Raw genomic sequence first — 18,802 nt, 5'->3', positions numbered from 1 at the left:
CCCTAAAAGAGTAATTCCTTGATCTCATCCAGTGGTTGAGCGCTGCCCGCTCCGCCTCCTAAACCTAATTCTGGATTGGTTTGCAGATATTCGCTGAAGAAATATTCAGTATACGAGCCACGCTCTGTCTGAATGGTTTGCGGCGTAACCCCTTCAGGCACCGGATAGCTCACATTGTCTACGCCTTTAAGCGCCTTATTCATGTAGTTAATCCAGATGGGCAGGGCTGCTACTCCGCCGTATTCCTTTGCGCCCAGGGAGCGGGGCTGATCAAAACCTACCCATGAGATCGCCACGAGGCCAGGCTGATAGCCTGCAAACCAGGCATCATTGGCATCATTGGTTGTGCCGGTTTTACCCGCTAAGTCACTTCTGCCCAGGATGTTGGTTTTGGCTCCCGTACCCTGTGTGGCCACATCATGCAGCAGGCTGTTCATGACAAAGGCGTTTCTGGCGTCCAGTGTGCGCTGTGCATTTTCTCCTGCTACTTCAGGCTGGGTTTTTGCAAGGACACGGCCACGGCTGTCTTCAATCCGGTCTACAAAATATGAACGCACGCGATAGCCTGTGTTGGCAAAAACCGCATAGGCTTCAGCCATTTGTAGTGGAGTAACGCTGCCTGCGCCCAGTGCCATCGTGAGATAAGCAGGATGCTGCTTAGGGTTGAAGCCAAAGCGGCTGATATGGGCCTGGGCATAATCCACGCCAATTGCTTGCAGCACGCGAATAGTCACTAAGTTTCTGGAGCGGGTTAAAGCGGTACGCACACTCATCATGCCTTCAAACTTACCGTCACTATTTTTAGGCTCCCAGCTTTGTCCTCCCACCTGAGCAGGATCAATCACCAGTGGCGCGTCGTTGATTTGTGTGGCAGGTGTAACACCGCGCTCCAGGGCTGCAGAATAAATAAATGGTTTGAAGCTGGAGCCGGGCTGGCGCCATGCCTGCGTCACATGGTTAAAGCTGCTGCGGTTAAAATCAAAGCCGCCAGCCAGCGCTCTGATTGCACCATTTTGTGGATCTAATGCAACAAATGCACCCTCAACCTGAGGAAGCTGAGTCAGGCTCCAGCCTTTTTCTGTTTGCTTAATCCGTACAATTGCACCCGGGCGGATTCGGGTTGCCGGTGCGATTTTTTCTGACAACATGGCGCGGGCAAAACGTAAGCCCTCGGCATTAATTTCAATTTGCTCGCCGCCTTTTTTATAAACTTTTACTGACTGAAGGCTGGCACTTAATACGATGGCTGGTTGTAAATCTCCCGAGTCTTTTTGCTCTGCAAGTGCTTCGTCCAGCAGCTCTTCTTTGCCTGGAATAAGCACTTCAGGGGCAACAAACCCTTCTGGACCGCGGTAGCCGTGGCGAACGTCGTAGTCAACCAAGCCTTGCCGTAAAGATTGATACGCAGTTTCCTGACTGTCGCTCCGAAGGGTTGTGTAAACTTTAAAACCTTCGGTGTAAGTAGATTCCTTATAGCGCTCAACCATCATTTGCCGCACCATCTCGGCCAGATATTCGGCATGAACGGCGTACTCCTGCTGCGTGCGTTTCAGGACTAATGGCGCGTTTTGAGCGGTTGCATAATCACTGTCGTTAATGAACTTTAATTCGTGCATACGGCGTAAAACGTATTGTTGTCTGAGCTGCGCACGTTTAGGGTTTACAACTGGATTGTAAGCGGAAGGGGCTTTAGGTAAGCCAGCCAGCATGGCCATTTCAGCCGGGCTAAGCTGTTTTAGCTCTTTACCGTAATAAGTCTGTGCTGCAGAGGCAAAGCCATAAGCGCGCTGACCCAGATAAATTTGATTAAAGTACAGTTCAAGAATTTGATCTTTCGATAGATTGTGTTCAATCTTAAATGAAAGGAGGGCTTCGTTAAATTTTCGGGTAAATGTTTTTTCGTTAGACAAATAGAAGTTGCGGGCGACCTGCATTGTGATGGTACTCGCACCCGATTTTGATTGCCCTGATGTGATATTGCCGATCATTGCTCTTAAAACGCCCAGATAATCAATCCCGCCATGCTCATAAAAGCGCTCATCTTCAGCCGCTAAAATGGCTTGCTTCATGAGCAGAGGAACTTGCTCTATAGACGTAAATGCCCGGCGCTCTTCGCCAAATTCACCAATGAGCACATTGTCGCTGGTGTAAATACGAAGTGGAATTTTAGGGCGGTAGTCTGTGAGTGCTTCTAAGGAAGGCAGGCGCGGATAGGTAATCACCAGCGCAAAAGCGCCAAGGCCAGCAACAAGGATCATCAGGCTAATTAAAATGCCGCAAAAAATAAGTAGAAGGCGTTTGCTCATCGCTAAGGGTAGAAGATTGGAAGTGATGCTAATTTACGCGATTCTGAGCATGTATGTTTGGCATTTATTTTCTGGCATCAAATAATTGAAAAAGCACTAATGTTAGTAATACGCTTGTATAAGAATAAGCTACACGGTTCTTTCTTTACAGGGATAAGTCGCGCTGCTACGATCTAAAGCAGATTCGTAACAGTTGTTTTTAAGTGTTTTATTTAAAAAAGGAAAATGAGTTGAATCTCGATTTCCTCAAGCCCAAAGCACCTGCGCTGATTGGGGTTGATATTAGCTCTTCGTCCGTAAAAATGGTCGAGCTGAGCCTATCAGGAACAACCTACAGCCTTGATCGCTATGTGATTGAGCTCTTGCCAAAAGATGCCGTAACCGACGGTAATATCGCCAATATGGATGTGGTGGTGGAGGCTGTGCGGCGGGCATGGCGGCAAATGGGCTCTAAAATCAAGAATGTATCGGTTGCCCTGCCAGCAGCAGCGGTGATTACTAAAAAAATTCTGGTGCCATCCGGGCTGACCGAGCGCGAGCTCGAGATGCAGGTTGAAACCGAAGCCAATCAGTACATTCCTTTTTCCCTCGATGAAGTGAATCTGGATTTCCAAGTGTTGGGCGTGTCTCCGGTCGCCCCTGACGAAGAGGAAGTTCTGATCGCGGCTGCCAAGAAAGAAAAGGTGGATGAGCGTGTTGCGGTGATTGAGGCCGCAGGCTTACGCGCAGTGGTGCTGGATGTTGAGTCCTATGCCACACAGGCCGCGTTTGAGCTGATGCAGCCACAATTGCCCAATAATGGTGAAAACCAGATTGTGGCCGTGGTGGATATTGGTGCAACAGCCATGCATATGAATATTTTTAAAGACGGCCAGTCTATTTACAGCCGTGATCAGGCTTATGCGGGCAATCAGCTTACGCAAGAAATTCAGCGTAAGTTTAATATGTCCAGCGATGAGGCTGAGCAGGCTAAAAAGCACGGCGGTTTGCCGGAAAACTACGAACCAGAAGTGTTGCAGCCTTTTATTGATACGCTGGCTCTGGAAATCTCGCGCTCATTGCAGTTCTTCTATACATCCAGTAACTACAACTCGGTTGATCATATCTTGCTGGCGGGTGGTTGTAGTGCGATCTATGGTTTGGACGATGCGGTTTCGAGCCGCACTAATGTGAGTAGCGCAATGCGGGCCAACCCTTTCCAGGGAATGGCAACCGGTAAAGTACGTGGTAAGCAGGTGCAGCTTGATGCACCTTCGCTGTTGATTGCCTGCGGACTGGCAATGCGGAGGTTTGACCCTTCATGATTCGGATTAATCTGCTTCCTCACCGTGAGCAAAAACGTGTTGCACGCCAAAATCGCTATTTTGTACTGCTTGGTATGGCGTGCCTGGCTGCCGTGGCCGTTATTGTTGCGGGCTATCTCTTTTATTCTGCGCGTATCGAAACACAAAATCAGCGCAATCAATTCCTGACGGATGAAAACACAAAGCTGGATCGTGAAATTTCTGAAATTGAGAAATTAAAAGCCGAAAAACAGTCTTTATTGGATCGTAAAAAGATTGTAGAGCGCTTGCAATCCGGCCGTTCAGAAACCGTTCTGGCGATGGATCAGCTTGTCCGGCAAACACCGGAAGGCATTTATCTGAAAGAAGTGAAAGCCGTGAATGATCAGGTCACGCTGATTGGTTATGCGCAATCTAATGCACGCGTTTCTACTTTAATGCGTAATTTAAACGATTCAGACATCTTTGAGCAGCCGGTGCTTATTGAAGTAAAAGCCGCTCAGGTTGGGAATCAAAAACTATCAGAATTTATGCTTACCGTTAAAGTGACCCGTACAACAGAAGAAGCGGTAAATGCCTCCGCTCCTGGCAAACGTAAACAGCAGGGTGGCTAGAATGACACTCGACGAACTACGGAATTTAGATCCTAAAGATGTTGGCAACTGGCCGATGGCAGCACAAATCGGTTTGATTATTCTGGTCTTTGTTGTGCTCATTTCCGGAGGCTACTTTTATGTTTGGGGCGGCCAGATGGAAGAGCTCGAAACAGGACGGGCGAAGGAAGAGCAATTAAAGAAAGATTTTATTGATAAGAAAAGCAAGGCGATTAACTTAGAAGCCTATCGCCAGCAGTTGCAGGAGATTCAGCAGTCTTTTGGTGCATTGCTCAGGCAATTGCCGAATAAATCTGAAATGGAATCCCTGCTGACTGAAATCAATCAGGCAGGGGTTGGCCGGGGTTTGTTTTTTGAGTTATTTAAACCTGGCTCGGAAGTAAAAACTGCTGAATTTGCTGAGTTGCCGATTGATATTCGCATCTCTGGTAATTACCACGATTTAGCGGCTTTTGTCAGCGATGTGGCTCAGCTTTCCCGCATTGTTACTTTGAGCAATCTGCAGCTTGTATCGACCAAAGACCCTGAAGTGATTTCCATGCAGGCGATTGCTAAAACGTACCGCTCGCTTGATGAGGCAGAATTGCAAGCTATGCATCAGGCAGCTCTCGACGCTAAGAAGAAACAGAAATGAAAATCCGTCCTGGATCAATTAAGTCTATTCTGCTGATGACGATCGCTACTGCATCCTTAACTGCATGTTTTGGAGAGGAAAACAGTGATCTGAAAAGCTGGATGAAAGAAAGCAGCGAAGGCTTGCGTGGCAAGGTGGAAGCTTTGCCCGAGGCCAAGCCCTATGTTTCGTTTGAATATAAAGCCTTTGATTTAAGCGATCCATTTCGTGCCGCTAAAATGGAATTAGCTAAAAAAGGTACGGGTGGTGGTCTTGCTCCGAATACGAATCGTGCCAAAGAGATTTTGGAAAACTACGATTTAGAGAAATTACGTATGGTGGGGACTTTAACTCAGGGTAAAACCATTAACGGTTTAATCCATGCACCTGATGGCAATTTGTATCGGGTAAAAGTCGGTAGCTATATGGGGCAGAATTTCGGCATGGTCACTGCGGTGAAGGATACCGAAATTCAATTAAAAGAAATTGTTGAGGACAGCGGGGGTGATTGGGTGGAGCGTACTACCAGTTTATCCCTTGATGAAGCGGAGCAAAAAAAATGAAAATACTCAATGTCATCACGTCGGCTATTTTAAGCCTGGCGAGTTTTGCTGCCCTGGCTGCAAGTAGCATTACTGCGATCGATATCAGCAATGTTTCGGCGGATAAACAAATTATTCGTTTAAGTTTTGCCGGGCCAGCACCCGTGCCCACCAGTTTTTCTGTAAATACACCACCCCGCGTGGCTTTTGATTTTGCAGATACCAGCAATCAGGCCGGTAAAAGCTCGGTGCAGGTTAATGGTGCTGCACTCAGGTTAATCAGCCTTGCCGAAGGCTCCGGCCGTACGCGTGTTGTGCTGAATATGCAAAAGCAGGCGGCTTATCAAACCAGGGCCGAAGGCAATGATTTTTATATCACGGTGGATGGTACAAGCAGTGCGGTAACTGCCCAGGCGCGTACCACTCACTTTGCTGAGAGCAAAGCCCCGGAAGTGGCGAGTAAAAACAAGCGGGATAGTATTGAGAACATCGACTTTCGCCGTGGTAAAGATGGCGAAGGTAAGGTTGTAATCGATCTTTCCAGTCCGAATGTGGGTATTGATATCCGCCAGCAGGGAAAAATGCTTCTGGTGGATTTCAATAAAGCGGCCTTGCCTAAAAAGCTGGAACGCCGTATGGATGTCACCGACTTTGGTACGCCCATTCAAAAGGTTGATTCCTATACTCAGGGCGAAACCACCAAAATGGTGATTGAGCCTAAGGGTAACTGGGAATACTCGGCTTATCAGACTGAAAATCGCTTTATTATTGAAGTTCGTGAAGTGAATGACGAGCGCAATAAGCAAGCGGGTATCAAGCCTGCATTTAAGGGTGAAAAGCTGTCGCTGAATTTCCAGAATGTTGAAATTCGCACCGTATTACAAGTGATTGCCGAATTCACCGGCTTGAATATCATTACCAGTGATACGGTAACAGGCAATTTAACGCTGCGCCTTAAAGATGTGCCATGGGATCAGGCGCTGGATATGATTCTGCAGGCTAAGGGTCTTGATCAACGTAAGAATGGCAGCGTGCTTTGGGTGGCTCCGCGTGAAGAGCTGGCCAGCAAGGAAAAGCAAGAGCTGGAATCCAGAAAGCAAATTGATGAGTTAGAGCCTACCCGCACTGAAGCATTTCAGTTGCGTTATCAAAAGGCAGAAGACTTAAAGAAAATGCTGACTGATGATAAGCAGCAGATGCTGTCTAAGCGTGGCAGTATTGTGATTGATGCCCGTACTAACACACTGTTTGTGCAGGATATTTCCAGCAAATTAGAGCAAGTGCGTTCGGTCATTGGCAAAATCGATGTGGCTGTGCGTCAGGTACAAATTGAAGCCCGTATTGTTGAAGCGAATGATGGCTTTAGCCGTGAGTTAGGTGTGAAGCTGGGCTGGGGTTCTAAAGGCCACTTGGGCAATACCGATTTGGGCCTGGGTAATAATTTAGACAATGCCGGTAAAGGGATTGGTGTTATTCCAAGTACTGCGACCGGCACAGCGACCACACCTGTAAATAATGTTCTGACGATGGGCAATAATGTGAACTTGCCTGCCATTGGTTCTGGTGTTGGTGCTCCGGGTACATTTGCTCTGATTGCTGCAAACGCGAATTGGTTGTTGGGCCTGGAAATCAGTGCTCTGGCTGCGGATAATAAAGGTAAGATTATCTCCAGTCCTCGCCTTGTGACGGCTGACCAGGTAGAAGCTTCTATTGAAAGCGGGGAAGAGATTCCTTACCAGGAAAGCTCGCAAAATGGTGCAACAACGATTTCTTTCAAGAAAGCGACGCTGTCATTAAAGGTTACACCGCAAATTACGCCTGATGGCAATGTCATCATGAAGCTGAACGTAACTAAAGACAGCCGTGGCACGGTGACTTTGGGTATTCCATCGATTAATACCAAGCAGATTAATACAACAGTTCTGGTTGAAAATGGTGGTACGGTGGTGATTGGTGGTATCTACACTCAAGAAGCTGGCTCGGATGTGACCAAAGTGCCTTTGCTTGGTGATATTCCATATCTGGGGCATTTATTTAAAAATACCTTGGAAAAAGACATTCGCCGTGAGTTGTTGATTTTCATTTCACCAAAAGTGATTCAGTCAGACCTGTCATTACGCTGATTTTGTAAATTTTTTAGTCAGATAAGCGGGGCGCAAATCGCGCCCCGCTCTGCTTTCCGATACAATGCTTGGCATGAAACTGCCAGGCAATTTTTTTCTGGTCGGCATGATGGGTGCCGGCAAAACCACCGTTGGACGAGCGCTTGCTAAAGTCAGCGGTAAGGTTTTCTATGATACGGATCACGAGATCGAATCACGTACCGGCGCGAAGATTCCTATCATCTTTGAAGTAGAAGGTGAGGCAGGGTTTCGCCGTCGTGAGGTGGCCATGATCAAAGAGCTTTCCGCGCAAAAAAATATCGTCCTGGCAACGGGCGGAGGGGCTGTGTTGAACCCGGCCAACCGCGCGATACTGAGGCGTGAAGGCTTTGTGATTTATTTGCGGGCCAGCGTGGACGAGCTGTATTTACGTACCTGCCACGATAAAAACCGCCCGCTATTGCAAACTGAAAATCCTAAACAACGTTTGCAAGAATTCTACGAAATTCGTGACCCCCTTTATTGTGAAGTTGCTGATCTGGTGATTGATACCAGCCGGCAGACCGTTCATTCTTTATTGCAGCTTTTGATGAAAGAGCTGGAACTGCACGCCGATCGTTAACTGGCGAACAATGCCTGCGCAGTTTTTAATCATGTGCGGGTAAATCACTTGCCAACCTATCAAGCTGGAGCGCCATGCAGACCGTTAAACTAGACCTTGCCCACGCCCCCTACGATATTCATATCGCCCGTAATTTACTGACTCAGGCTGAGCTCATTAAACCCTTATTGCTTCAGCCCCGTGTGGTGATTGTGAGCAATGCAACGGTGGCGCCACTCTATTTAAAATCGCTGCAGGATGCTTTAGAAAGCGCAGATATTCAATGCCACAGCATTATCTTGCCAGATGGTGAAGCCTATAAAACATCTGAAACGCTTAACCTGATTTTTGATGAGCTGCTTACTGAGCGTTGCGAGCGTAAAACAACGCTGATTGCCCTGGGCGGCGGCGTGATTGGCGATATGACCGGCTTTGCTGCTGCGGTGTATCAGCGCGGCGTGCCGTTTATTCAGATCCCGACAACCCTTTTGGCGCAAGTTGATTCATCGGTTGGGGGTAAAACGGGGATTAATCATCCTCTGGGTAAGAATATGATCGGTGCGTTTTATCAGCCTAAGCTGGTTCTGGCTGATCTGGCGACGCTGGATACCCTGCCGCTGCGTGAGTTATCCGCAGGCATGGCAGAGGTGATCAAATATGGTTTGATTGATGACCTGGCTTTCTTTGAATGGCTGGAAGCCAATATTGAACGCCTGATGGCGCGTGAAACCGAAGCGCTGACCTATGCGGTGGAGCGTTGCTGCCAGAATAAAGCACGCATTGTGGCTGGCGATGAAAAGGAGCAGGGCCAGCGTGCCTTGTTAAATCTTGGGCACACCTTTGGCCATGCCATTGAATCAGGGCTTGGCTACGGTGTTTGGCTGCACGGTGAGGCGGTTGCGGCAGGCATGATGCTGGCAGCTTTCGCATCGCGTGAGCTGGATCAGATCAGCGATGATGATATTGCCCGGATTGAATCCCTGCTGAAAAAAGCAGGCCTGCCGGTGCAAGCCCCGCAGTTGGGTAATGATCGTTATTTAGATTTAATGGCGCAGGATAAGAAGGTTGATGCGGGTAAAATTAAGTTTGTACTGATGCGCTGCCTTGGTGAATCTTATATTGGCGAGCTCAGCCGCGAAAATGTGATTGCGGCTCTGGATGCGGGCTGTAACCCTGCTTAAATAACGGAGGGCAGGATTAACCTGCCCTTTGTTATTTTGAATCAAGACAATATTGTTTCTGCTTTTTTTGTGGCATATTCAGCCAGCGACATTTCTAATACGCCCTTCAGCTCTTCATGGATCGTGCTTAAGCCCGCTTCCAGCCTGGCGGAGAGGGGGGTGACCATGGTTTCAAACACATCGCGCAAGGTGATGCGTTGCAGGTCTACTGCTAAAATCCATTCCCCGTCACGCGTTGATTCCACCCAGTTTTTTAGCGCCATTTCTTCCAGCAGAGAGTAGCTGGTGTCTAAGCCCAGCTCGGTTTTACGCCGCAGTTTATCGATATGCAGGATTTCGCCCCGGCTATGCGCTTCTGCTAAAACCAGCAACAGGCGGATGGATTGTTCTAATCGGGTGCCCTGATTACCTTCCCAGCGCCATGCAGAGGCATGCCAGTAGGAAAGGCAGGCGGAGAGCACTGCACCACCTAAAATAATCACCCAGCTTACATAGAGCCACATCAAAAAGATGGGGAAGCTGGCGAATGCGCCGTAAATCAGCTTAAACGTGCCAAATTGCTGGATATACAGCCCAAAGCCACGCTTCATCAGCTCCAAAGCTGCTGCTACAACAAGGGCTGAAATAAAGGCGTGGCTGCGGGGCACATAGCAATTAGGCACGGCCAGGTAAAGCAGGGTGAGCGAGCCCAACATCAATAGCATAGGGCCAAGCTTGAGCAGGATCAGGTTCATCAGGCTGGCATCGCTGTGTAAACCAGTCTGGGCATAGAGCCATGAGGTGAGCGAGATACTAATGCCGATAATCAGAGGCCCAAGAGTGAGTGCGGCCCAGTAAATGATGGTTCTTTGTAATAGCTTTCTGGGGCGCTTCACGCCCCATACTTCGTTAAATGTTTTCTCAATCGTAAAAATCAGCAGCAAAGCTGTTACCAAAAGACCAATCATCCCCATGGCGGTCAGTCGCTCGGCATTGTCTGAAAACTGCCGCATATACACGCTGATGACTTTGCCCGATGCATCCGGTACTAAATTGGTCAGCAGGAAAATTTTAAATTTACTACTGTAGTCGCCAAACATGGGGAAAGCAGAAAAAAGCGAGAGCGCAATCGTCAGCAGAGGGATCAGTGCCAGCAGCGTGGTGTAAGTCAGGCTGCCTGCTGTTTGCAGGCAGCGATCGGCAACCAGCCTGCGGCCCACAAAGCGGGAAAACCCGAAGAGCCGTTGCAAAACACCGAGGTTAAATAGAGGGCTAAGAGTCACGGTTGTGCGATTAAATGAAGGATGAGCTTTATAATACCGCAGCCCCACTATTTTGGAATTGCAATGCCAGAGATCCTTGTACTTTATTACAGCACACATGGTGCTACCCGTCAGATGGCGCAGCTGATCGCGCGCGGGATTGAATCAGAGGGTGCAACGGCCCGAATCCGCACCGTGCCGCGTATTTCCACGGTTTGCGAGGCTGTAGAAGCCAGTGTGCCGGATGCTGGCGCACCCTATGCGGAGCTGGCCGATTTACAAGAATGTATCGCTCTTGCGCTGGGCAGCCCTACCCGTTTTGGTAATATGGCCGCGCCAATGAAGTACTTTTGGGATGGCACGGTAGGCGATTGGCTGAAGGGATCGTTAATTGGCAAGCCTGCCTGCGTGTTTACCAGCTCTGGCTCAATGCACGGTGGCAATGAATCAACCTTGCTCACCATGATGCTGCCACTGCTTCACCACGGTATGTTGATTGTGGGCACGCCTTATTCTGAAACCACTCTGAGTACCACCACCAGCGGTGGTACGCCCTATGGTCCAAGCCATGTGGCGGGCAGCGAATCTGATCAGCCCTTGTCTGCAGCAGAGAAACAGTTGTGTCTTGCTCAGGGTAAGCGGCTTGCACAAATTGCACTAAAACTGGTGGCAGCAGAATGAAAAATCAACGATTGATTACTTTTTCGCATTGGTTGTCTGTGGCCAGCCTTGTTGCGCTGATTGTGTTGTGTATTTCCTGGGAGCTGTGGCTTGCACCGATGAAAGAGGGCGGCTCATGGCTGGCATTGAAGGCGGTACTTTTGTTGCCGATGCTGATGGGGGTTTTAAAAGGCCGCCGTTACACCTACCAATGGGGATCGATGTATATCCTGATCTGGTTTGTAGAAGGCGTGATGCGTGCATGGGGTGATCAAGGCTTGTCGCAAATTTTAGCTGGGGCAGAAGTCGCGCTGGCCACGCTGTGCTTTACAGGTTTTGCTGCTTTTGCATGGCTGACGCGGCCGTCTTTAGGAAACGCTACGGCATAAATACAAAAAGGCCAAAAACCAGAGGCTTATCTTTAGCTCTGGTTTCTGGCCATTTGGCTTGAGTGTCTGCCCGTCACAAGACTTGTGGCCCTGTTGTAACAGATTGGGGATGGCTTGAGTGAAGCGTCCCCGACGGCAGGGCTGATTGGCCCGCCGTATCCCGGTCTTAAATTCTTATCTTTAAACTGGTCCCTGCGCGTTAATGCGCGTTTCCTTGTTATGCAATTTGTTCAGCGCCGAGATATACGCTTTGGCACTGGCCGCGATAATGTCGGTGTCTGCGCCCTGGCCATTGACGATGCGGCCGGATTTTTCCAAGCGCACCGTTACTTCGCCCTGGCTGTCTGTGCCCTGGGTAATGGCGTTTACCGAGTAAAGCTGCAGCTCTGCACCGCTGTTAGCCATGCTTTCAATGGCTTTAAATACAGCATCTACCGGGCCGGAGCCGCTTGATTCGCCGTGTTTCTCATGGCCATCTTCGCTCATGGCAATATGAGCAGAAGGCATTTCACCAGTTTCAGAAATCACTTTCAGCGATGTAAATTTGAAATGTTCCTGCTCAATGGCGATCATTTCGTCCGAAACCAGTGCGTGCAAGTCTTCGTCAAAAATCTCACGTTTACGATCGGCCAATTCTTTAAAGCGGGCAAAGGCTGCGTTAAGCGCTTCTTCGCTGGCCAAATCGATACCCAATTCGTGCAATTTGGTTTTGAAGGCGTTGCGGCCAGACAACTTGCCTAAAGTCAGGCGGTTGGTGCTCCAGCCCACTGATTCCGCGCTCATGATTTCATATGTTTCGCGGTTTTTCAGCATGCCATCCTGATGGATGCCGGATTCGTGAGCAAAGGCATTCGCGCCCACAATGGCTTTATTGGGCTGCACCGGGTAGCCGGTAATGGTGGAAACCAGTTTGGAAGTCGGCACAATCTGGATCGGGTCAATCTGGGTTTGCAGATTGAATAAATCCTTGCGGGTACGCACTGCCATCACCACTTCTTCTAAGCTGGCATTACCTGCACGCTCACCAAGGCCGTTGATGGTGCATTCCACCTGGCGTGCCCCGGCTTGCACCGCTGCCAAAGAATTCGCCACTGCCATGCCCAAATCGTTATGGCAGTGAGTCGACCAGATCACTTTGTTGGAATTCGGCACGCGGGCAATCAGTTCCCGCATGCGTTCTGCCCATACAGATGGAATGCTGTAGCCCACGGTATCTGGCACGTTGATGGTTTTGGCACCGGCCTGAATCACCGCATCAAAAATACGGATCAGGAAATCCATATCCGAGCGCACGGCATCTTCGGCAGAGAACTCCACATCGTCAGTGTATTCCAGAGCAATTTTCACGGCTTTTACTGCAGCATCGACCACCTGATCAGGCGTCATGCGTAATTTGTGCTCCATATGAATGGGGCTGGTAGCAATAAAGGTATGGATGCGGCCACGCTTGGCGGGCTTGATGGCTTCACCTGCGGCACGCACGTCTTTTTCATTGGCGCGTGCCAAAGAACAGACGGTGGAGTTTTCGATAATGCTGGCGATGGCTTTAATGGCGTCTGCATCACCTGGGCTGGCTGCGGCAAAGCCCGCTTCAATAATATCTACACCGAGTTTTTCCAGCTGGCGGGCGATACGGATTTTCTCTTCTTTAGTCATCGAAGCGCCTGGCGATTGCTCGCCGTCACGCAAGGTGGTGTCGAAAATATACAAACGATCGCTCATGCCATTTCTCTCAGGTTTGGGTGCTGTGGCTGAAAAGTAATACTGAATGTTGAAGCTTTTACCTTGATGAGCTGCCAGTTGTGCCAGCTTATTGGTGGCACTAAGCGGAATGCTGCCGCGTTCACGCCATTTGTAGATGGCCGCGCGTGAGATAACATCATTCGGAAACAGATTATTGAGCGCCTCACTTAACACGCTTGGTCCACCAAAATCGGCGATTAGACGTTCAATGTCTAATTCCACGGCAATCTCCTCAAGGTTTATGTACTCAAGAGTAGCTTCCAGAGGACGGGGTGTCAAATAGTTTGCACTTAATTTTTAAGGTAGATGTATTTCTGTAGACAAAAACACAAAAACTAGACATTTTGTCTGATTTTATGGGTTAAAGAGGAGAGCAGGCAGGCGCTGATTTGTAATTAGAAGGGGGCGAAGCCCCCGGCAAGGCTTAGGGTTGGTTTGGGTCTGTATCTGGTTTAAGCGGCTTAATCCAGCGATAAAGCCAATACACATAGCCGGAGATGCCATAGCCAATAAAAACACAAAACAGCATCAGTGGTGGCTTGGCGACAATCACCAATAAAATCAGCGTGGTAATGAGTAGTGCAAAGAAAGGCACGGTTTTACGCATATGCAGCTCTTTAAAGCTCCAGAAGCGCACATTAGAAACCATGGTCAGCCCGGCAAACAGGGTAAAAATCAGGGCGAGATAGGGCAGGGCGCCGCTGATGGGGGTGAGCTCTTCTGCGTATTCATGGCTGATCCATACCAGCCCCGCCACCATGGCCGCTGCAGCAGGGGATGGCAGGCCCTGGAACCAGCGCTTATCAATGACTTCAATATTGGCATTAAAGCGCGCCAGCCTCATTGCAGCGCCTGCACAATAGATAAACGCCGTTATCCACCCCAGCTTGCCAAAATCACGCAACATCCATTCATAGGCCACCAGCGCCGGGGCCACGCCAAAGCTCACCATATCGGATAGCGAATCAAACTGTGCGCCAAATTCAGATTGGGTATGCGTTAAACGTGCAACCCGCCCATCCAGGCCATCGAGCACCATGGCAATAAAAATAGCGACTGCTGCCTGATCAAAATTCTTATTCATCGCCTGCACAATGGCATAAAAGCCTGCAAACAGCGCGGCAAGGGTGAACAGATTGGGCAACAAATAAATACCCTGGCGGCGGAAATTGATCGGGCGTTTAGCTTGCATACACAAAAGTCCTGAAGACAGTGAGTAGCAATTGTAGCTGACGACTTGCCCGGTCGATAGCTTGCTTGAAGATTCACATTTGCAGGTGGGAATGATTTGGGGATGCAAAAGAGGCAAAGGCATTTAAGTTATGCCTTTGCCAAAGAGCGTGTTCTTTTCAGAATTTAATTTGTTGTTCCAGCTTTAATACCCGTTTAATTTGGCCTTTTGTCCAGGCGCTTTGCGCTGCATAAGGGGCGCAATCATCAGGATGGCTGGAGCAGGATACAACCCGGAAAAGCCCCTGATAAACCCAGCTACTGCTGGTTTGTTTCAGAAAAACCGGGATAACCCCGCCTTGAATGGCCAATTGATCTGCGGCTGCTTTTTCAGGCAGCTTGGGGTTGCAAAGAATAATATTAGGAGCGCCGGGATTAAGATCTGGCCTTAAGCAAGCGGCTACAACACGGCCATTCTTGCGTGGTAAATAGGAGTGTTTATTGCCACCGCACTCTGCGTGAATATCTTCACGGCTATATGACTTCCCCATCTCGAACATGGGAGCCTCCATCTAAGGTATTGATAAGTTATTGTTAACTTGGGCCGCAGCAACATGCCGGGACGACATCACAATATCTGTTTCAATTTAAAAACCGCATAAATCTAAAGGCTGTGGCTGCAAAAAAAGCATCAAAATATAGAAAAACAGGCTTTTAAATTGAGGCTTCCATGCAGCATGCCGGCCGCGTGCAACAGGGTCTGAGTTATAATTCCGGGTTTGATGATTACAGGGGCTCTACGTGTCAGAACGTCTGTTCGTTCTTATGCAACACCTTTTACCTAAGCGCTTGCTGACGCAGCTATCAGGAGTGTTTGCAGGTTTTAAAGCGGGATGGCTGACTCAAGCGGTGATTCGCTGGTTTATTGGCAAATATAAAGTCAATATGAGCGAGGCCGCAGAGGCCGATCCTGCTGCATTTGCCACATTCAATGAATTCTTTACCCGGGCATTAAAGCCCGGAGCCCGGCCCATTCACTCCGCGCGTTTTGTCAGCCCGGTGGATGGCAAGATTAGCCAGCTGGGGCCGATTAAAGCAGAGCAAATTTTCCAGGCCAAGGGTAAGGAATTCAGTGCCACGGCACTGCTGGGCGGCGATAGCAACTTGGCCAGGCCCTTTATTAATGGTAGCTTTGCCAATATCTACCTTAGCCCGCGTGATTACCACCGCATCCACATGCCTTGCGATGGGCGCCTGACGCAAATGATTTACGTGCCCGGCGAGCTGTTCTCGGTAAACCCCGTGACCGCCCGTGGCGTGGATGGCTTATTCGCCCGCAATGAGCGGGTGGTCTGTATGTTTGAATCCGACTTCGGCCCCTTTGCCTTGGTATTAGTAGGAGCGACCATCGTTGGCAGCATGGCGACGGTCTGGCACGGCATTGTTAACCCGCCAAGAAGCAAGACAGTCAGAAAATGGGATTATGCAGGCCAGGATATCCAGCTGAAAAAAGGCGAAGAAATGGGCCGCTTCCTGCTCGGCTCTACCGTAGTGATGCTGTTCCCCGAAGGAAAATGCCAGCTGAATGCTGAGTGGGCAGCGGAAAAAGCGGTGCAGATGGGCGAGAAGATGGGGGATTGATGCTGTGTGACAATGCCCATATTGGGTATTGTCATGCCCAATATGGGCATGAGCTAAGCTATATCTTGTTTTCTACAGGGCAACACGCGTAGCAAAAATTACCGCTGTGAGCGGTGATTTGATGTAGCTGTGGCAGAGCGCAGGGCTTCGCAAGCTTAGCCATAGTCTACAAAATCGTGGGTCATTTGCTGTAGGTTGGTGCTGAGCGAAGCGATGCCCAACATATGGGATCAACCACAATCAAATAATTAACTGTGGTATGTCCCCAGTTGTCGTGTTGAGTTTTCTGCTGAATTAGCTATCCTCGAATTTCGTTAATAGCTTGTATATAAGTAAAGAATGTTAATTATTTATATTTATTGGCATGCTTTATAGATTGTTTAAATTTTAAGGTGTTAAATTATTTTAACTAGGGTATTGCCATGAGTACTGACGGCTTAGAAAAACCTGAAAAAACTTTGAAACGGGAATGGTTGTGGTTTTTATTATTTGGCCCTCCGTTGGGTGGGGTTGTTTTTCTATTTATAATGAATGTTCATAAATTATTTGATGGGACTAGTTTTAGAGGGTCATCTCTGCCATGGGAGGAGGCTTCTTATATCGTTTATGTCTGTTTGGGTATATTGATGATGTTTTATTTTTTGGGTGGATTGCCTGCCCTTCTTACTGGCATATTGGCAACGCGTTTACGCAAAGTTAAGGCAATTATCTATGTGCTTGTCCTTGGTTGTGCTGGAAGTATATTTGCTGTGGTTTGTGGCTTTTGGATTGCAGACTTTCAGGATGCGAAATTAATTATGATGACTGGTGCTATTACATCAGTTGTGATTTCGATATTTCTACGCTGGTATACGCGTTAATTTATGGAGATTTATTAATTTAAATATCCTGCGAATAAATAAAATGTATTGCCCTGTTTTATTTTTTTTAATTTGAATGATAATTACTATTTCTACCTGTTTTAGTGAGTAGCTTGGGCTAAAGTAGAGCCTTATCAGTCCAACGGGTATCATCGTTATGGAATGCTTTGCTGATAAAAATGCCTAAGTTATCGCACTGTTTGATTCATTTTTTGACGCTCATCTTTCAAAATCCCCCTGTAAACAACATCCTCCAGCTTGCCCCATTTCATCGCGTGCTGTCGCAAAATACCTTCCTGCTTGAGGCCAATTTTCTCCATTACTCGCCCGGATGCCGGGTTTCTGGTCAGATGCTCTGCGTAAATTCGCTGAAGTTTCAGTTCATTAAATCCAAATTCCAGGATGGCATGGCCCGCCTCGCTGGCGTAGCCCTTTCCCCAAAAGGGTTTGCCTATCCAGTAACCAAGCTCAGCCCGGTGCTCGGGCAAAATATCAAACAGGCTGATTGCTCCGAGCAAGGCCCCATCTTCTTTGCGGCGTATGGCCAGGGCCAGCGTTTGTTGTACCAGCCACAGGCTGGCGGAGGATGCGATCCAGCTTGCTGCTGCGCCATCGGTGTACGGATGGGGAATAGTGAGGGTAGTATCGGCAATGGCAAAGTCACTGGCGAGGCTTTGCACTGCTGGCGCATCGTCAAAGCTAAATGGGCTGAGGATCAGGCGAGGGGTTTCAAGTGTGGGCATCATTATTCCAAAAAAAAGCCAGCTCGAAAGCTGGCTTTTTACGTTTTAAATCAAGGTCAATTAGTTCTTAGTTTGATCTACGATTTTATTCGCTTGAATCCAAGGCATCATGGCGCGCAGTTTGTTACCCACTACTTCGATGCCGTGTGCTGCGTTATTGCGGCGGTAAGCGGTCATGGATGGGTAGTTGGTTGCGCCTTCAACGATGAATTTCTTAGCGTATTCGCCAGTTTGAATATCTTTCAGCGCTTGGCGCATGGCTTTGCGGGATTCTTCGTTGATGACCTTAGGGCCAGTTACGTATTCGCCGTATTCTGCGTTGTTGGAGATCGAGTAGTTCATATTGGCGATACCGCCTTCGAACATCAGGTCAACAATCAGTTTCAGCTCGTGCAGGCACTCGAAGTAAGCCATTTCTGGCTCGTAACCGGCTTCAACCAGCGTTTCAAAACCCATTTTAACCAGCTCAACCGCGCCGCCGCACAGAACAGCTTGCTCGCCGAACAAGTCGGTTTCGGTTTCGTCTTTGAATGTGGTTTCGATAATACCAGTGCGGCCGCCACCCACGCCGGAAGCGTAAGACATGGCGATGTCGCGGGCTTTGCCCGATGCATCCTGGTAAATAGCAACCAAATCAGGTACGCCGCCGCCACGAACGAATTCGGAACGTACAGTGTGGCCAGGTGCTTTTGGCGCGATCATAATCACGTCGAGGTCTTTGCGTGGCACAACCTGGTTGTAATGAATTGCAAAACCATGAGCAAAAGCCAGGGTTGCGCCTTGCTTGATGTTTGGTTCGATTTCGTCTTTATAGAGTTTTGACTGGAATTCATCCGGAGTCAGAATCATCACTACATCGGCAGAAGCAACAGCAGATGCTACGTCAGTTACTTTTAAACCGTGCGCTTCAGCTTTTGCAACGGTTGCCGAGCCTTTACGCAGGCCAACTACAACATCTACGCCGGAGTCTTTCAGGTTGCATGCATGAGCATGGCCTTGCGAGCCGTAACCGATGATGGCTACTTTTTTGGATTTGATGATGGAAAGATCACAGTCTTTATCGTAAGAAACTTTCATGGCTGAATTCCTGTTGTTTGATTTTGATTTGAGCAT

The 18,802-nt window shown here is 48.7% G+C and carries 17 protein-coding genes and 1 pseudogene; 11 read left to right on the top strand and 7 right to left on the bottom strand.

Going from position 1 to position 18,802, the window contains the following annotated elements; translation table 11 throughout:
* Positions 1-2: 2 nt before the first annotated feature.
* A complete protein-coding gene (locus tag HA050_RS14110; protein ID WP_166827358.1) occupies positions 3-2,306 on the bottom strand; it encodes a penicillin-binding protein 1A in 2,304 nt (767 codons plus the stop codon).
* A gap of 302 nt (positions 2,307-2,608) precedes the next feature.
* Here HA050_RS14110 and HA050_RS14105 point away from each other — a divergent pair.
* The 7 genes and pseudogenes from HA050_RS14105 to aroB all read left to right on the top strand — a co-directional run.
* A pseudogene (locus HA050_RS14105) lies at positions 2,609-3,538 on the top strand (pilus assembly protein PilM); the annotation flags it as partial.
* A 68-nt stretch (positions 3,539-3,606) separates the two neighbouring features.
* Entirely contained in the window at positions 3,607-4,203 is a 597-nt protein-coding gene (locus HA050_RS14100; RefSeq protein WP_166827355.1) for a PilN domain-containing protein, read from the top strand.
* Between the two features lies 1 nt (position 4,204).
* Complete coding sequence (locus HA050_RS14095) at positions 4,205-4,837, top strand: type IV pilus inner membrane component PilO (protein ID WP_166827352.1); 633 nt, start codon at positions 4,205-4,207, stop codon at positions 4,835-4,837.
* On the top strand, positions 4,834-5,379 hold the full coding sequence (locus HA050_RS14090; RefSeq protein ID WP_240929078.1) for a pilus assembly protein PilP: 546 nt from the start codon (positions 4,834-4,836) through the stop codon (positions 5,377-5,379). The genes HA050_RS14095 and HA050_RS14090 overlap by 4 nt, the downstream gene beginning before the upstream one ends.
* Positions 5,376-7,481 carry a type IV pilus secretin PilQ gene (locus tag HA050_RS14085; RefSeq protein ID WP_166827349.1) on the top strand — a complete coding sequence of 702 codons (2,106 nt, stop codon included), beginning with the start codon at positions 5,376-5,378 and terminating at the stop codon, positions 7,479-7,481. Before HA050_RS14090 ends, HA050_RS14085 begins: the two co-directional genes overlap by 4 nt.
* 64 nt (positions 7,482-7,545) lie before the next feature.
* Positions 7,546-8,082, top strand: coding sequence for a shikimate kinase (locus HA050_RS14080; protein WP_099399397.1), 537 nt, complete (start codon positions 7,546-7,548; stop codon positions 8,080-8,082).
* A 74-nt stretch (positions 8,083-8,156) separates the two neighbouring features.
* Positions 8,157-9,242 (top strand): 3-dehydroquinate synthase, encoded by a 1,086-nt coding sequence (gene aroB / locus HA050_RS14075; RefSeq protein ID WP_166827346.1) that lies wholly within the window; start codon positions 8,157-8,159, stop codon positions 9,240-9,242.
* 41 nt (positions 9,243-9,283) lie between these two features.
* Here the strand turns inward: aroB and HA050_RS14070 are convergent, their stop codons facing one another.
* Complete coding sequence (locus HA050_RS14070) at positions 9,284-10,504, bottom strand: YihY family inner membrane protein (protein ID WP_166827343.1); 1,221 nt, start codon at positions 10,502-10,504, stop codon at positions 9,284-9,286.
* Between the two features lie 63 nt (positions 10,505-10,567).
* Between HA050_RS14070 and wrbA the strand changes: the two genes are divergently transcribed.
* Both wrbA and HA050_RS14060 read left to right on the top strand, forming a co-directional pair.
* Positions 10,568-11,164, top strand: a complete 597-nt coding sequence (gene wrbA, locus HA050_RS14065) for an NAD(P)H:quinone oxidoreductase (protein ID WP_166827341.1) — start codon at positions 10,568-10,570, stop codon at positions 11,162-11,164.
* Entirely contained in the window at positions 11,161-11,532 is a 372-nt protein-coding gene (locus tag HA050_RS14060) for a DUF2069 domain-containing protein (RefSeq protein ID WP_166827338.1), read from the top strand. Before wrbA ends, HA050_RS14060 begins: the two co-directional genes overlap by 4 nt.
* 180 nt (positions 11,533-11,712) lie before the next feature.
* Here the strand turns inward: HA050_RS14060 and HA050_RS14055 are convergent, their stop codons facing one another.
* From HA050_RS14055 to HA050_RS14045, 3 genes are all read right to left on the bottom strand, one after another.
* Complete coding sequence (locus tag HA050_RS14055) at positions 11,713-13,497, bottom strand: 2-isopropylmalate synthase (protein ID WP_166827336.1); 1,785 nt, start codon at positions 13,495-13,497, stop codon at positions 11,713-11,715.
* Positions 13,498-13,699: 202 nt separating this feature from the next.
* The gene (pssA, locus tag HA050_RS14050; protein WP_166827333.1) at positions 13,700-14,467 is read right to left on the bottom strand and encodes a CDP-diacylglycerol--serine O-phosphatidyltransferase; all 768 of its coding nucleotides are present in this window, start codon (positions 14,465-14,467) and stop codon (positions 13,700-13,702) included.
* 157 nt (positions 14,468-14,624) lie between these two features.
* Positions 14,625-15,005, bottom strand: coding sequence for a hypothetical protein (locus tag HA050_RS14045; RefSeq protein ID WP_166827330.1), 381 nt, complete (start codon positions 15,003-15,005; stop codon positions 14,625-14,627).
* A gap of 241 nt (positions 15,006-15,246) precedes the next feature.
* On the opposite strand from HA050_RS14045, the gene asd reads away from it, so the two are divergent.
* Both asd and HA050_RS14035 read left to right on the top strand, forming a co-directional pair.
* Entirely contained in the window at positions 15,247-16,086 is an 840-nt protein-coding gene (gene asd / locus HA050_RS14040; RefSeq protein ID WP_166827327.1) for an archaetidylserine decarboxylase, read from the top strand.
* A 422-nt stretch (positions 16,087-16,508) separates the two neighbouring features.
* Complete coding sequence (locus HA050_RS14035) at positions 16,509-16,946, top strand: hypothetical protein (RefSeq protein ID WP_166827324.1); 438 nt, start codon at positions 16,509-16,511, stop codon at positions 16,944-16,946.
* Positions 16,947-17,134: 188 nt separating this feature from the next.
* On the opposite strand, the gene HA050_RS14030 is transcribed toward HA050_RS14035, so the two are convergent.
* Positions 17,135-17,689 carry a GNAT family N-acetyltransferase gene (locus HA050_RS14030; RefSeq protein WP_166827321.1) on the bottom strand — a complete coding sequence of 185 codons (555 nt, stop codon included), beginning with the start codon at positions 17,687-17,689 and terminating at the stop codon, positions 17,135-17,137.
* A gap of 60 nt (positions 17,690-17,749) precedes the next feature.
* Positions 17,750-18,766 (bottom strand): ketol-acid reductoisomerase, encoded by a 1,017-nt coding sequence (gene ilvC, locus HA050_RS14025; RefSeq protein ID WP_166827318.1) that lies wholly within the window; start codon positions 18,764-18,766, stop codon positions 17,750-17,752.
* Positions 18,767-18,802 lie beyond the last annotated feature (36 nt).

This window comes from Iodobacter violaceini, assembly GCF_011601265.1.
Lineage (GTDB): Bacteria > Pseudomonadota > Gammaproteobacteria > Burkholderiales > Chitinibacteraceae > Iodobacter > Iodobacter violaceini.
This window is presented reverse-complemented; position numbering and strand designations above follow the sequence as displayed.

Bases quoted from the DNA above. Each gene is read 5' to 3' on its own strand.
- HA050_RS14085 (WP_166827349.1), top strand. From the start codon at position 5,376: ATGAAAATACTCAATGTCATCACGTCGGCTATTTTAAGCCTGGCGAGT.
- pssA (WP_166827333.1), bottom strand. From the start codon at position 14,467: ATGCAAGCTAAACGCCCGATCAATTTCCGCCGCCAGGGTATTTATTTG.
- HA050_RS14035 (WP_166827324.1), top strand. From the start codon at position 16,509: ATGAGTACTGACGGCTTAGAAAAACCTGAAAAAACTTTGAAACGGGAA.
- wrbA (WP_166827341.1), top strand. From the start codon at position 10,568: ATGCCAGAGATCCTTGTACTTTATTACAGCACACATGGTGCTACCCGT.
- HA050_RS14080 (WP_099399397.1), top strand. From the start codon at position 7,546: ATGCTTGGCATGAAACTGCCAGGCAATTTTTTTCTGGTCGGCATGATG.
- HA050_RS14100 (WP_166827355.1), top strand. From the start codon at position 3,607: ATGATTCGGATTAATCTGCTTCCTCACCGTGAGCAAAAACGTGTTGCA.
- aroB (WP_166827346.1), top strand. From the start codon at position 8,157: ATGCAGACCGTTAAACTAGACCTTGCCCACGCCCCCTACGATATTCAT.
- HA050_RS14045 (WP_166827330.1), bottom strand. From the start codon at position 15,005: ATGTTCGAGATGGGGAAGTCATATAGCCGTGAAGATATTCACGCAGAG.
- HA050_RS14110 (WP_166827358.1), bottom strand. From the start codon at position 2,306: ATGAGCAAACGCCTTCTACTTATTTTTTGCGGCATTTTAATTAGCCTG.
- HA050_RS14030 (WP_166827321.1), bottom strand. From the start codon at position 17,689: ATGCCCACACTTGAAACCCCTCGCCTGATCCTCAGCCCATTTAGCTTT.
- HA050_RS14095 (WP_166827352.1), top strand. From the start codon at position 4,205: ATGACACTCGACGAACTACGGAATTTAGATCCTAAAGATGTTGGCAAC.
- HA050_RS14060 (WP_166827338.1), top strand. From the start codon at position 11,161: ATGAAAAATCAACGATTGATTACTTTTTCGCATTGGTTGTCTGTGGCC.
- HA050_RS14090 (WP_240929078.1), top strand. From the start codon at position 4,834: ATGAAAATCCGTCCTGGATCAATTAAGTCTATTCTGCTGATGACGATC.
- ilvC (WP_166827318.1), bottom strand. From the start codon at position 18,766: ATGAAAGTTTCTTACGATAAAGACTGTGATCTTTCCATCATCAAATCC.